The sequence below is a fragment of the Rhodopirellula sp. MGV genome (assembly GCF_002251265.1).
Taxonomy (GTDB): domain Bacteria; phylum Planctomycetota; class Planctomycetia; order Pirellulales; family Pirellulaceae; genus Stieleria; species Stieleria baltica_A.
In genome coordinates, this window is sequence record NZ_NPDI01000002.1 from 16,397 (window position 1) to 29,522 (window position 13,126).

A 13,126-nucleotide genomic window follows, 5' to 3' on the forward strand; every position below is an offset into this window, starting at 1 on the left:
ATCGGTCAGGCTGTTGCGTTCGATGGCGGTCCACGCAGAAAGTTGTCGTCGCTACGAACTGCAATTGCGGCGACTCGCTCAGCGACACGACCTGAAAATTCAGGTGCGGTCGAGTCAGAAACCTCCACGCTTGGCAATAGGAGCATGCCCCATCGCGACGTGTAGAAACTCTGGCAGATGCTGCAATGTTCCGAATCATGCTGACTCGGTGATTCCGAAGGAGTCGAGTCCGCAAACGCTCTCGCCCGACGTTCCCGAAGTTCACGCAACGAAACCGACAAGTCGCGTTGGCAGTGGTCAGTATCGGCGAGATCGCAATCGCGATGCGAAGAAGTGACGTCACAGACGTCCGAGCAGCAACAAGTGTTTGACTGCAGGCATCCGACATGCACCAAACCGGCAATGTTGCTGGTCAGCAACACCACGATGGTTGTCCAGGTGAGCAGGTGGCGGAATGCGTTCAATGGTATGCCGGCAGTGATTCGCCAGTGAAGCGATTGGCAGTTGCATGCCACCCACCAGGGAGTGCAGGCGGCTGCCTTTCGGAGAGCTGTCTGGGATTCTGGTCCGACCAAGGAACAAATCCAGTTTCGTCGGCTCGTTACGAAACGTCAACGGATCAGGTTCGTTCGCGGCCCGCAATCTCGGCAAATTCATCGATTCACAACGAAGATCATGCTGAAATTCGGCGGACAGAATCTACTCGGGGCTTATACGATCAACGACTGACCGCCGTCAATCCACACAGGGGATCCGGTGATGTGCCCGCTGCATCCGCTCAAAAGAAACGCGGTTAATTCAGCGACTTGATGTGGCTTTCCATATTCACCGCGAGTTAATGGGATATCACCTTCGGGGTACTCGACTGGCGTTTCAATCTTTTCCAAGTCGTCCCGCTCCGTTTTGGCGTGAATCCCTGAAGTGATTGCCCCGGGGCAGACAACGTTGACGCGAATGTTCGACGGTGCCAGTTCGAGGGCCAGCATCTTTCCCAGTGCGTACTGCCCTGCTTTGCTCGACGCATAGGCCGAGGCACCTTCGTTGCTGAACGTGCGAGTTCCGTTGATCGAAGACATGATCACGATTCCCCCACGGCCAGCGTGGCGCATAAAAGGCACACTGAAATGGATGGCCAAGTACGTACCGGTTAGGTTGACGTCGATGGTGCTCCGCCACTCTTCGGGTGACATCTCGTCAATCGGCGTCCATGTCCCATTGGTACCCGCGTTAGCTACCAATCCGGTCAATTTCCCAAAGTGCTCCACCACTTGCTCGATCGCGGTCTTCATCTCGGTTTCATCGGTGACGTCAGCCACAACCAACATCGCCGAGCCGCCGTCGCTTTCGATTTCGTCGACGACATCCTGAAGTTCCCGCTGGTCCCGAGCCAGGACGGCCACCCTGGCTCCACAATCGGCGCAGCATTTTGCAATGCCAGCACCGATGCCTTCACTTCCGCCAGTCACCAAGATCACTTCATCACTAAGATCAATCTTCATCCGGTTGTCCAATCAAGCAGGTGGCTCTCGTTACTCTTTGGTCGATCGAGTCGACCGGTCAGCTGTCAGGCAGACTAGCACTTGCATGCGGTTTCGAAGTCTTTGACTTGACGTTCCGCTTCTTCCTTCGCGATGCCGTAACGCTCTTGGACACGTCCGACAAGTTCTTCACGGTGACCATCGATTCGATCGAGGTCGTCATTAGTAAGATCGCCCCACTTCTGTTGGGCTTGGCCTTTGACCTGTTTCCACTTTCCTTCGATTTGATCCCAGTTCATCGTATCGCCTTTGGTTTAGAGGTTTCGTTCGTGCGAGACATTCGCACTGGAAACTGGCGAGTACGCATCTGACGGACCAAACGGCGGATGACCTGATCCGATCGTCGACCCGATTGCTTGTTTGACTGAGAAATCAGAACGTTTGGTGCGATTTGCCTTCGAAACTTTGTTCAGCCCAACCCCAATGAGATGAATCCGATCGAGCCAGTGAAGCTGCTCGGTCGGACGGAAACCGGTCAAGCTGTACGCTGCCCCGTTTGTCTTGAGCAACTCTGGGCTAGCTGAAAGCGACTTTGACCCGAAGCGACTCTGCATCAAATGGAGGGGTTGTTCTTCGTGTATCCCAGGATGTCATTGAGGGTGTACGGACAGCCTCGTAGTATTTGTATGATCACTTGATTAATCTTCCACGTGCCAGTTGGGGATTCAGGTTTGCCGTGTCTGCCCCACATCGGCGGGCCTCCCAACTGGTGTTTTCAGCATCTCGCACGCCCCGCTTTGCTGCGTATGCGGCAAGAAGTTTTCCACTGCTGGAAAACTCTCTCTCGTTGTTTTGCTTGTCCGCGAAGTCGGCTGCGTAGCTCAGCCCCTGCAAGCATTTGGGAATGTAATTTCTGGACGTTTTTTGTCCTGCTCGGCAGAACATTTGCGTTTTCCGGTGTTTCAAATCTTCGGCCGGCACAATTGATGCTACCGGCCCCTGGTTGCTCTCCGGCAATCAAACGCCTGCTACCTTCCCCCCCTTCCTCTTGATGAGTGTCACTTGAACACACTTCATGGTTGGCGCCGCAACTCTTTTGTGGTGTCAGTTTCGATCGCGGCGAGTCTGCCGTTGTCGTTGTTTGCCGACGATTGGCCATCGTGGCGAGGTCCAACACAAAACAATCACTCGCCGGAATCTGGCCTGCCCGATCAATTGGTTCTTCAAGGAACTGGCGAACAGAACCTGGTCTGGAAAAGCGAAGCCGCGTCAGGGATCTCTACTCCCGTCGTCATGAATGGGAGACTGTTCACAATCGTTCGCCATCTGCCGGGGACTCCGACCGAAGCCGAAAAGGTTGTGGCGCTTGATGCGGCCAGCGGTAGCATGCTGTGGGAGAATATCTACAACGTCTTCCTCACCGATTTTCCTGCGGAACGGATCGGCTGGTCGAATGTTACCGGCGATCCTTCATCCGATCGCGTTTATGTGCTCGGCTCGTGCAGTTTATTGCAGTGCATTGATGCCATCGATGGTCAGACGATTTGGTCGCGATCACTTTCCGAAGAGTTCGGGATGCTGAGCACTTATGGTGGCCGCACCAACACGCCGGTCATCTTTGAAAACCTCGTCATCATTTCTGGTGTGACGACAGGTTGGGACGCGACGGCGCGGCCGGCGCACCGATTCTTTGCATTTGATAAGACTGACGGGCGATTGGTTTGGGCTTCGGAAACACGACCATTGCCCGAGGACACGACCTACAGCACACCGGTCGTGCGAAACTTTGGTGGGCAATGGTTGTTGGTCGGCGGTGCCGGTGATGGAGAGCTGTACGGCATTCAGGCACGCACCGGGAAAACGCTTTGGCACCATCCGGTTTCGCGTCGCGGGATCAACACTTCGCCGACCATCGCCTCGGATGGAACAATCTTTATTGGGCACGGTGAAGAAAACCCTAGCGGTACCGCGATGGGCGCCGTGGTCGCAATCGACGGTGAAGCAGCGGCTGCCGGTTCGGAAAGCGTGGAACGTTGGCGCACGTTGGATTTGATTAACGGCAAGAGCTCACCGCTTTTAGTCGAAGATGAAACGCTCGGTACGCGAGTCTATGTCGTCGAAGATTCCTCCCGCCTGCACGTCCTCGATGCGGCTACAGGGGAGGAAATCGGCCGTCCGTTGAAATTAGGCACCGCGATGCGCGGCACAATGTTGTACGCCGACGGCAAAATTTACGCCGCGACCTCCACCGGGCAAATTCATGTGTTGCGGCCAACGGACGAGGGTGTTGAAAGCCTCTATAAATCGCGTTTGCCCGGCGGCACCGAAGTTGGCGGATCAATGGTTGCGGCGAACGGGTTGGTTTATCTGCCAACGACGAAAGGCTTGCTCTGTTTTGGTGTCAAGTCGACACCGGACGTAGGATCCCTGTCGCAGGCAGTGACTGCGGAAGTTGTCGAATCGCCGGATCCTGATTCAGAAATCACGCACCTGCAAATCGTTCCGTGCGAGGCTTTGTTGACGCCCGGACAAAGTGTGCCTTTGGAAGTCCATGCGTACAACGAACTAGGACAACCGGTTGCCTTGAATGCATCGGTCGAATTGGAAGTCACCGGGCCGGCAACCGTTTCCGAGGGCCGATTGACTGCATCGAGTGGTAGCCAGCACGAGGCGATCGTTGTCAAAGCCCGGCTTGGCGATGTCAGTGGCACCGCACGGTACCGCTACACACCGGCCACCCCGTGGGCCTTTGATTTTTCAGCTGGCGAAGTGCCGATCACTTGGATTGGCGCACGCTATCGGCACGAAACGCGTGTTGTCGATGGCGAACCCGTACTGGTCAAAATCTCGACAATCCCAAAAGGAACACGCAGCCAAACGTGGTTCGGATCAACCGAAATGAATGGCTACACGATTTCGGCCGATGTGATGGCGGGAGCTAGCGAAGACGGTTTGCCAGACATGGGGCTGATCGGTCAACGCTACGTTCTCGACCTGATGGGGCAATCACAACAGCTTCAAATTCGCACCTGGGCTGCTCAACTGCGGATGGCGAAGAGTGCTCCGGTCACATGGAAAGCAGGAACCTGGTACCGACTGAAACTACAAATCGAAAACGACAAGGAAACCAACGAAGTGCGACTTCACGGAAAAGTTTGGCCACGCGACGAAGCGGAACCAAGCGATTGGACGGTCACGGCAACTGACCCGTCACCGAACAGAAACGGCAGTCCCGGATTGTTTGGAAATGCGACCCGCGCAGAAATCTTTATCGACAACGTGAGTGTAAGCCAGTGATGATTTCAACAAGGACGAAATGGATCGTCTGCTTTATTGCCGCCGTTGGGTTCGCGTTTGATATCTACGAACTTCTGATGCTGCCGCTGATTCTGCGTCCGGCGTTGGCCGAGTTGGGTGGGATCGCGCCCGGCACGCCTGAGTTCGAGTATTGGCGCGGTGTATTGTTTTTTGTGCCTGCGATGATCGGCGGGATCGTTGGACTGGGCGGCGGTTATTTGACCGACACGCTTGGCCGTCGACGTGTGTTGACGTTCAGCATCTTGTTGTACGCGTTTGCCGCACTTGCCTGTGGTTTCGTGACATCGCTACCGATGCTGCTGGTTTGTCGATGCCTCGTTTTCGTTGGCGTGTGCGTCGAATTCGTCGCCGCTGTGGCATGGTTGGCGGAATTGTTTGACGATGCCAAACAGCGTGAGGCGGCGCTCGGGTACACCCAAGCGTTTAGTTCGATCGGTGGTTTGTTGGTAACGGCAGCCAACTTGTTGGCAATCCGCTACGCGACATCGCTTCCCGAGATTGCGGGCGGACACGAAGCTTGGCGTTATACGGTGATCTCAGGTGTGATTCCGGCGTTGCCCCTGATTCTGGTGCGTCCGTTTTTGCCCGAGTCGCCGAAGTGGCAAGAGAAAAAGTTGGCGGGGCAATTGCGACGTCCGAGCTTGAAAGAGTTGTTTTCACCGGAATTGCGTAAGACAACCATCGTGACAACCTTGATGTTCGCTTGCAGCTACGGTGCGGCATTCGGTGCGCTTCAGCAAACGCCTTCGATCGTCCCCGGACTAGAAGACGTACAAAGCCAAACGGAGTCGATGTCTGTACCACAGCGGAAGCAGTTTGAACAACAAACTGCAGCGACGGTGAACGGCTACCAAGAAATCGGCGGATTGATCGGGCGGTTCGTGTTCGCCACGATGGCAATCTATGTCGTCAGTCGACGTCGATTGCTGCGGCTCTTTCAATGGCCAGGTTTAATCGTGGTGCCGCTCGTTTATTTCGTCGCGATCGATAGCGGGCTCATGGGGCTGAAACTTGGGATTTTCTTTGCCGGGTTGTTGACGGTGGCCCAGTTCAGCTTTTGGGGCAACTACCTGCCTCAGGTTTTCCCGTTGCACCTTCGCGGTACCGGCGAAAGCTTTGCCGCGAACATCGGTGGTCGAATGATCGGGACATCATTCGCGGCCGTGACGGCTTGGCTGATTACGGTTATCCCGTCACACGATGCGGCATTTGCCGCGGGGGCCGTTGCGCTGGGAACATACCTGGTGGGAAGTGTTCTATCGTTCTTCCTTGAAGAACCGAAGCCGGAAACTGCGGAGTAGACTCCGTTTGACTCAGGCTTCGCTGATGACGGCGTATTGTCGTTTCCCAGTTTTGCCGATCCAAAGCGTGACCGGTGTTTCGCCACAAGTTCGATAACGTCGCTCCAAAGTATTCGCGTCCACGGCTGCCCCGCGGGTTTTCACACTTGCGGGGTAGCTGTCGAGGTCGCGAAGCGTGCGACGTAGCTTTCGGTCATCGCTGCTACCGCTCCACAGAACAGGTCTGCAGATCGCTAGTGGTCCTTCGACAGGTGTGTCTGATGTAAGAAATCCTGCAGGGCCACCGAGCGTCGACAATCCGTGTCGCTCGGCAAAAGCTTCCGTCAAACCTGCCGCGCGGATCGCAGGATCCGGGGCAATGATATAGCCCAGCGGACTCTTGATGTCGGTAACTGACGAGCCGATCTGGCTGGCTTCGCAACGGGCTCGGTCCGCAGCGAAGACATGGCTTGTTTGTTTGCAAACGATGACAGCACTTCGTCCGCCGATTGGCAAATCCAACGACAAGCTTTTACTTGCCGATTCAATTGCCCGTCCCGTCAGGATCGTTTGCTCACGAACGCTGCTTGAATAGGAAATCCAGACGCGGTGTCGATTTGGATGGTCTTCGATGTCGGCGGCCGGGGCAATTTTGGCAACCGCTCCATCGCACTGGTTGATCAGCGTTTCGACAACTTCCCATGACGGCGAATAGTCCTCGGGCCGCGTTTTCCGTCCTTGCTTTGTCCGTCGATCAGGATCGAGATGAATCAAACTCTCTGATCGAAGCTGGACCTCGGCCGCATCCATGCAGTTCACTTGCCATTGGGCATCAACCGGTAAATGCATGGCAAGATTCCGCATCGCCATGGCGGCAGTCAGCGGATCCGAATCGACCGCCAGCAACGAATTCCCCCGGCCCAACGACCGCGCCGTCGCTAGCGCATCCGCACCAATCCCACAGCAGATGTCGAAGACATTGAACCCGGAAAGCCAGCTTGCTTTGAGCGACGCCACTCGCTGATGGGTTGCCTGGGCAAGAGAACGCTCATCGCACCACCAAAACCCAGAGCCGAATTTTCGATGTGCTTTCGGCTGCAATCCAATGACGGCTGACAAAAACGTAACCTGATCCGGATCGACTCTTTCCCGAATTGCCAATTCGATTTCCCGCGCGTTGGCTCCGGCGATCGAAAGCACCTCGTTCGCAACTGGCTCCAGCGACGCCAAGACCTCGGCATGGGAAAGCATTGCTCGTTGCGGCGGTAGCGTCACAGATCTTTGCTGACGAACGGGGAGGTGATTTGGCGTCTTGGATCGGACCAAAAACAAACCGCCCTGACGAAACGCTTTCGCGTTTCGCCGGGCGGTTGATGGATTCTAAGCGTGGCAAAAGCTACGCTGAGCGGTGTGCGAAGAACTAGCCTTCGACTTCGATGCCCATGCTGCGAGCGGTGCCTTCGATCATGCGGATGGCTTGGTCCATGCTGCGAGCGTTCAAGTCAGCCATCTTCTTGGTTGCGATATCTTCGCACTGAGCGCGAGTGACTTTCGCGACCTTTTCGATGTGAGGAACGCCACTGCCCTTTGCGATTCCGGCAGCTTGCTTCAGCAGCGAAGCGGCTGGAGGGCTCTTGGTGATGAACTCGAAGCTACGGTCGTTGTAAACCGTGACGACGACGGGGATCGGGGTTCCGTTGTACTCTTTGGTACGGTCGTTGAATGCTTGGACGAACTGTCCAAGGTTGACACCGTATTTACCCAACGAGGTACCGACTGGAGGAGCGGGAGTTGCTTGACCGCCGGGAACCTGGAATTTTGCTTGGCCGGTAACTTGCTTTGCCATGACTGCTTTATCTGTCTTCTAGACGTTGTGTTAATATTTGGAGAGGCCGATAGGTTAACTACAGAGGCTCAACTTGCCAGTGGTGTAACTCCATCGGAACGCTCCGACCAAAAATATTGATAATCACGGTGACGCGACCGTTTGCTTCGTCGACCGAATCGACGTCGCCTTCCTGGTTTTCGAAGTTGCCTTCCTTGACGCGAACTCGATCGCCCACCTTGAATGGGATGCCAACTTTGATGGGTTGGTCTTCTTCGTCTTCCGCTTCGGGGCGATTGATGAACCGATCGACGTCGGCGGGGTCCATCGGCATTGGCTTGCCTGCTGACCCGGTGAAATCGCTAATCCCGCCGGTTTCCCGCACCAAAAACCAAGTGTCATCGTTGATTGCCATCCGGGCCATGATGTAGCCAGGAAGCAATTTACGCTTGGTGATACGTTTCTTTCCATCGCGAGTAAATGTTGCGACGTCTTCGCTGGGAACGACAACATCGCCAAAGAACTCTTCCATACCTTCCATGCGGATGCGTTTGCGCAGGGCGTCCGCGATGGAGTCTTCGCGGTTGAACGCGACCTTGAGGATGTACCAGTCCATATCGACATCGGATGCATTCTCATCGACGTCGGCTTGATCGTCAGCTTCGACGACCTCGTCTTCGACCGATTCAATGTCCGAGTTCAATTCGGGGTCATCGGATTCGATAGGTTGCTGTTCTTCCGACATGAAATGAGTTATTGGTGCGATGGACTGATGGTGGTTTGGCGATTGCCGTTCTTTGTGATCCGCAATGTGACGGCCGTTTTAGGCGGTTGCCCAAAGCAGATTGAAGAACGCTTGCCAGAAGATGTCAAACGAAAACAGCGACACGGCGAGGATTACGATCGTCAAAATCACAACGATCGAGGCTCGCTTGACTTCGTCGCGTGCTGGCCAAGTGACCTTTTTCATCTCCGCTTCCACGGCGATCAGAAAGTCAGCGAACATGGGCCAGTTTACCAACCGAAACGCAAACCAAAAACCGATCAACACGATGGCAAAGGGAACGCCAACAATCAGCATATTGTTGCTGGAGACGCCATCGAGCGTCGAGTAGAGCGACCAGCATCCGAGCGCGACGATGACCCAAATCGACAGTGCCGTCAATTGACGGACAACACGGCCTTGGTTGGGCTTGAATACAGACGCGTGGAACAGTTCGCTAACGAGCGAGCTGCCACTTGCATTCGAATTCGCGTTACTCCCGGCGATTTCTCGAGACACGGTATGTCCTTGTGTGGTTAGTGGCCGATTCTTGGCCGACGGAATAATGGCCGCCAAGTTTTAACCGAGATCACGAACGGGTGTGTCTGAAGGGAGACTTGTTCCAAGGATCCTGGGATGGCGTTGGATCCGACGATCTGCGGCAAAACGAGACTGCCATGGGTGTTAACAGGCAGATCGTACTGGCAACTAGAGTCTTGGCACCAGAGCAGCACGAAAGCTGTTAAAAAGCAGGAGTGGAGGGACTCGAACCCCCAGCCGCTGGTTTTGGAAACCAGAGCTCTGCCAATTGAGCTACACTCCTTGATGTCCAGAACAGGTACAAATGACGACCTGTCCTGGGCAGCTATCTTAACGCCGAGAACCAACGACCCGACAGACGGTCCGTTGGCTCTCCGGTGGTTTTCTCAAAAGATTTGGTCGGTGTCGAGCACCGACCCCATCGGTCGGCCGAAATTACTCGATGATTTTGGTGACGACGCCCGAACCAACGGTGCGTCCACCTTCACGAATCGCGAAACGGACACCATCGTCCATCGCGATTGGCTTGTGCAGTTCAACGGTGACTTTGACGTTGTCGCCGGGCATGCACATTTCAGCGCCTTCCAGGTTCGCAGTTCCGGTCACGTCAGTGGTACGGAAGTAGAACTGTGGGCGGTAGCCACTGAAGAACGGGGTGTGACGTCCACCTTCGTCTTTGCTCAAGCAGTAAACTTCAGCTTCGAACTTGGTGTGAGGGGTGATCGATCCTGGCTTGGCCAGAACCTGACCACGTTGGATTTCTTCACGCTTTACACCACGCAGAAGGCAACCGACGTTATCGCCAGCGCGTCCTTCGTTCATTTCCTTGCGGAACATTTCAACGCCGGTGCAGATGGTCTTGGTCGAGTCTGGCTTCAGGCCGACGATCGCGACTTCTTCACCAACCTTGATCACACCACGCTCGATACGACCGGTCGCAACAGTACCACGACCTTCGATCGAGAAGACGTCTTCGATCGCCATCAAGAATGGCTTGTCGTCTTCGCGGACGGGCTCAGGAATGTACTCGTCCAGTGCGTCCATCAGTTCGCTGATGCACTTGCTGGCTTCTGGGTCCGAAGGGTTGTTGTACGCTGGCAGCGACGAACCTTGGATGACAGGAACGTCATCGCCGGGGAAGTCGTACTTGCTGAGCAGTTCGCGAGCTTCCAGTTCGACCAATTCCAGCAATTCTGGATCGTCGACCAAGTCGCACTTGTTCAGGTAAACAACGATGTAAGGAACACCGACCTGACGAGCGAGCAGAACGTGCTCTTTCGTTTGGGGCATTGGGCCGTCAGCAGCCGAAACGACGAGAATCGCTCCGTCCATCTGGGCCGCACCGGTGATCATGTTCTTGACGAAGTCGGCGTGACCTGGGCAGTCGATGTGAGCGTAGTGACGGTTGTCGCTTTCGTATTCTACGTGAGCTACAGCGATCGTCACGGTCTTGGTCGCGTCACGGACCGTACCGCCCTTTGCGATGTCCGAATAACCCTTCGCTTGAGCCAGTCCCTTTGCAGCTTGGACGGCTAGGATAGCGCCAGTGGTTGTGGTTTTACCGTGGTCAATGTGTCCAATGGTGCCGACGTTAACGTGGGGCTTGGTCCGTTCAAATTGTGCCTTGGCCATTTCTTACTCACCTGTGTTCGGCGATCTGCTACCGGCCCGAGGATACGCCTCAGGCGAGCCCATCAACACAGCGGCCGCGTTCACACCCACGGAATATCGCCCTGTCGACGGTCGCAACGACCGAACGTTTTCTTCTAAACAGACAGAAAATCGTATCCACGAACGTCCACCACGGACGCTGTGGTAATTGCTTTACATGGGCCGGTCAGCGGATCGTTGTTGACCACCACCGGCGAGGGTGCGTAGTTGTTGCGAAAAGTCGCGATCCTTGCAATTGCTGATTGCAAAAAATCAGCAAGATCGATACCAACTTTCTCGTTTTTAAAATCCGCGAAAGTTGTCTCACGTCTCGCCCGCCCGACAAGCTGCTGATGGGACTTGAACCCATGACCTCTTCCTTACCAAGGAAGTGCTCTACCACTGAGCTACAGCAGCAAAAGTCGGTTGGTGGCTAGAGCCAGCCGTACCCTACTAGGCCGTCGATGGATCGACGGTATTTGAAGAGCGGGTGAAGGGAATCGAACCCTCGTATTCAGCTTGGAAGGCTGCTGCACTACCATTGTGCTACACCCGCTTCCTGAAAGGCATTCCACGACGAAGATGATTGTGGAACACAAGTGCTCCTGCCTTTCAGTTTCATCTTCGCTAGTGGGGGCTACTGGATTCGAACCAGTGTAGACATAGTCAGCGGATTTACAGTCCGCCCCCTTTAACCACTCGGGCAAACCCCCATTTCGTTTCGCTAAAAACGAATGTTCTTCTTCGCGATTCCGTGTTGTCAGTCTGTGATGCGTTCTCTAGGAATTGTCGTCTTCGTCAGGTTTCCCGCAAGTCAGGCAGCCACATTAAGGTGACTGTTCCGCTCGTGTCTACCCAGGTTGGTCAAGCTAGCGGAGGGACTCGAACCCACGGCCGGCTGATTACAAATCAGCTGCTCTACCAACTGAGCTACGCTAGCAATGGTTTGTCGCCAAAGCCGACATTCCCGATCGCAACCAGTGCGGTCGCTGGGAAGAGGCAGAGTTTAGCAATCGATCGTTTTGGGGCAAGCCGGTTTCAGCACCAACTGGCCGCAATTCGTGTGACGTTTATTGCTAACGCTCCGACAACCTGATTCCGACTCTGGTTCGGCAGGTACGCAAAGATTCGGCAGGATCGCCTCGCCTCATGAGCCTGTTTGTCCGTTTTTAGACTGACACCCCGGTCTTCTCCACACGTCTACGATACCCACCCGTCCCGCTGACAATCGCAATTGATGCGTGTTTTAAGGGCGTTTTTGTCCATCGGTCTGAGTCGCAACAGGCTTCGATTGCTCTGAATTTGCCTGCCGAATTTTCTTCACAATCGCTGTGGGTCGTTCACCAAATCCGCTTGCCGCCCTTCGTCTCGCGTCCGGCGGGCCCTCTGCGGTCGCCACGATGGTCCTAATCGGGGTGGCGAAGTTTTTTTCAATCGCGTTCTGACTCGCCTGTTGTTTGCCAGGACAATTCGGATTGCCCGCTAGGTTCCAAAGCAAACCTGCATTCGGTCTTCGGCGAGCGAGACCCCGATGTTTGTGTCCCGCAGACCGGCCGCAACTTCATCCAGCATCGCCGACGGCTGCGGATCGATCGGATTGACATGAGTGAGCAATAACTGTTTGGGGTTTGCCGATCGTGCGATTTGCACCAGACGCCCACAGTACGTGTGTCCGGTCTTTTCTGCTTGTGCTTTGAGGTCGTCTTGGAAGTAGCACTCGTGCATCAGCAGATCTGCGTCCGCGTTGAAGCTATCTGCATGGCGGTCGATTTGTCCCGTCGTGTCCGTTAAATAAACCAGCGTCGGACCGCCTGGCCATTGCATCCGATATCCGATGCTTGCGCCTGGGTGTGGCTGCGTTCGCCAAGTGACTTTGCAGTTATTGATCGTCAGTTCGTTTTGCCCGTCGATCGGGCACCACTGCGCGTCCAACTCGACTGGAAAGACCAATGACGAGAACAGATGGGTGCGGATCGCATCGAGCTTTTCCTGCTCTCCCCAAATCCTCACCTTCTCGACGCCTTTGCCATAAAGCACGTCCAGCAGAAACGTCAGTCCGGCAATATGATCGAGATGCGCGTGACTGAGCAGGATGTCGAGCGAAGTGGTTTGGATCAGCTCGCGAACGCGGAACATGCCCGTTCCGGCATCCAGAATGATTCCCTCTGCGGGCAGAAAATAGCAACTCGTGTGACGCTGCTCGTTTGGATGGTAACCAGCGGTGCCAAGGCAGTGCAGCAGCATGATGTCAGACGATGGAGAGTGCGTTGGG

Annotated in this window: 11 protein-coding genes and 5 tRNA genes; 2 read left to right on the plus strand and 14 right to left on the minus strand. The window is 55.1% G+C overall.

The window, feature by feature from the left end; all coding sequences use genetic code 11:
- Nucleotides 1-5 precede the first annotated feature (5 nt).
- The 3 genes from CGZ80_RS27470 to CGZ80_RS00955 form a co-directional block, all read right to left on the minus strand.
- Nucleotides 6-464 (minus strand): hypothetical protein, encoded by a 459-nt coding sequence (locus CGZ80_RS27470; protein WP_143543677.1) that lies wholly within the window; start codon nt 462-464, stop codon nt 6-8.
- Nucleotides 465-710: 246 nt separating this feature from the next.
- A complete protein-coding gene (locus CGZ80_RS00950) occupies nt 711-1,499 on the minus strand; it encodes an SDR family oxidoreductase (RefSeq protein WP_094410908.1) in 789 nt (262 codons plus the stop codon).
- 74 nt (nt 1,500-1,573) lie between these two features.
- Nucleotides 1,574-1,777, minus strand: coding sequence for a CsbD family protein (locus CGZ80_RS00955; protein WP_094410909.1), 204 nt, complete (start codon nt 1,775-1,777; stop codon nt 1,574-1,576).
- 802 nt (nt 1,778-2,579) lie between these two features.
- Here CGZ80_RS00955 and CGZ80_RS00970 point away from each other — a divergent pair.
- Nucleotides 2,580-4,775 (plus strand): PQQ-binding-like beta-propeller repeat protein, encoded by a 2,196-nt coding sequence (locus CGZ80_RS00970; protein WP_233148156.1) that lies wholly within the window; start codon nt 2,580-2,582, stop codon nt 4,773-4,775.
- Nucleotides 4,775-6,097 (plus strand): MFS transporter, encoded by a 1,323-nt coding sequence (locus CGZ80_RS00975; protein ID WP_094410913.1) that lies wholly within the window; start codon nt 4,775-4,777, stop codon nt 6,095-6,097. The genes CGZ80_RS00970 and CGZ80_RS00975 overlap by 1 nt, the downstream gene beginning before the upstream one ends.
- 12 nt (nt 6,098-6,109) lie before the next feature.
- Here CGZ80_RS00975 and CGZ80_RS00980 read toward each other — a convergent pair whose 3' ends face one another.
- The 11 genes from CGZ80_RS00980 to CGZ80_RS01030 form a co-directional block, all read right to left on the minus strand.
- Complete coding sequence (locus tag CGZ80_RS00980) at nt 6,110-7,327, minus strand: hypothetical protein (protein ID WP_094410914.1); 1,218 nt, start codon at nt 7,325-7,327, stop codon at nt 6,110-6,112.
- 169 nt (nt 7,328-7,496) lie between these two features.
- On the minus strand, nt 7,497-7,922 hold the full coding sequence (rplK, locus tag CGZ80_RS00985) for a 50S ribosomal protein L11 (RefSeq protein WP_094410915.1): 426 nt from the start codon (nt 7,920-7,922) through the stop codon (nt 7,497-7,499).
- Nucleotides 7,923-7,980: 58 nt separating this feature from the next.
- Nucleotides 7,981-8,646 carry a transcription termination/antitermination protein NusG gene (nusG, locus tag CGZ80_RS00990; protein ID WP_094410916.1) on the minus strand — a complete coding sequence of 222 codons (666 nt, stop codon included), beginning with the start codon at nt 8,644-8,646 and terminating at the stop codon, nt 7,981-7,983.
- A gap of 78 nt (nt 8,647-8,724) precedes the next feature.
- Nucleotides 8,725-9,183 carry a preprotein translocase subunit SecE gene (secE, locus tag CGZ80_RS00995; protein WP_094410917.1) on the minus strand — a complete coding sequence of 153 codons (459 nt, stop codon included), beginning with the start codon at nt 9,181-9,183 and terminating at the stop codon, nt 8,725-8,727.
- A 231-nt stretch (nt 9,184-9,414) separates the two neighbouring features.
- Nucleotides 9,415-9,487, minus strand: a tRNA-Trp gene (locus CGZ80_RS01000).
- A gap of 152 nt (nt 9,488-9,639) precedes the next feature.
- The gene (gene tuf, locus CGZ80_RS01005; protein ID WP_094410918.1) at nt 9,640-10,836 is read right to left on the minus strand and encodes an elongation factor Tu; all 1,197 of its coding nucleotides are present in this window, start codon (nt 10,834-10,836) and stop codon (nt 9,640-9,642) included.
- A gap of 363 nt (nt 10,837-11,199) precedes the next feature.
- A tRNA-Thr gene (locus CGZ80_RS01010) sits at nt 11,200-11,271 on the minus strand.
- A gap of 68 nt (nt 11,272-11,339) precedes the next feature.
- Nucleotides 11,340-11,410: transfer RNA gene (locus CGZ80_RS01015), tRNA-Gly, on the minus strand.
- A gap of 75 nt (nt 11,411-11,485) precedes the next feature.
- Nucleotides 11,486-11,567 (minus strand) — tRNA-Tyr (locus tag CGZ80_RS01020).
- 154 nt (nt 11,568-11,721) lie between these two features.
- Nucleotides 11,722-11,794: transfer RNA gene (locus tag CGZ80_RS01025), tRNA-Thr, on the minus strand.
- A 542-nt stretch (nt 11,795-12,336) separates the two neighbouring features.
- A complete protein-coding gene (locus CGZ80_RS01030; protein WP_094410919.1) occupies nt 12,337-13,098 on the minus strand; it encodes an MBL fold metallo-hydrolase in 762 nt (253 codons plus the stop codon).
- Between the last annotated feature and the right edge of the window lie 28 nt (nt 13,099-13,126).

Excerpts from the sequence above, each read along its gene's own strand:
- CGZ80_RS00950 (WP_094410908.1), bottom strand. The coding sequence starts at position 1,499 with ATGAAGATTGATCTTAGTGATGAAGTGATCTTGGTGACTGGCGGAAGT.
- CGZ80_RS00955 (WP_094410909.1), bottom strand. The coding sequence starts at position 1,777 with ATGAACTGGGATCAAATCGAAGGAAAGTGGAAACAGGTCAAAGGCCAA.
- CGZ80_RS00975 (WP_094410913.1), top strand. The coding sequence starts at position 4,775 with ATGATTTCAACAAGGACGAAATGGATCGTCTGCTTTATTGCCGCCGTT.
- CGZ80_RS00980 (WP_094410914.1), bottom strand. The coding sequence starts at position 7,327 with ATGCTTTCCCATGCCGAGGTCTTGGCGTCGCTGGAGCCAGTTGCGAAC.
- rplK (WP_094410915.1), bottom strand. The coding sequence starts at position 7,922 with ATGGCAAAGCAAGTTACCGGCCAAGCAAAATTCCAGGTTCCCGGCGGT.
- nusG (WP_094410916.1), bottom strand. The coding sequence starts at position 8,646 with ATGTCGGAAGAACAGCAACCTATCGAATCCGATGACCCCGAATTGAAC.
- tuf (WP_094410918.1), bottom strand. The coding sequence starts at position 10,836 with ATGGCCAAGGCACAATTTGAACGGACCAAGCCCCACGTTAACGTCGGC.
- CGZ80_RS01030 (WP_094410919.1), bottom strand. The coding sequence starts at position 13,098 with ATGCTGCTGCACTGCCTTGGCACCGCTGGTTACCATCCAAACGAGCAG.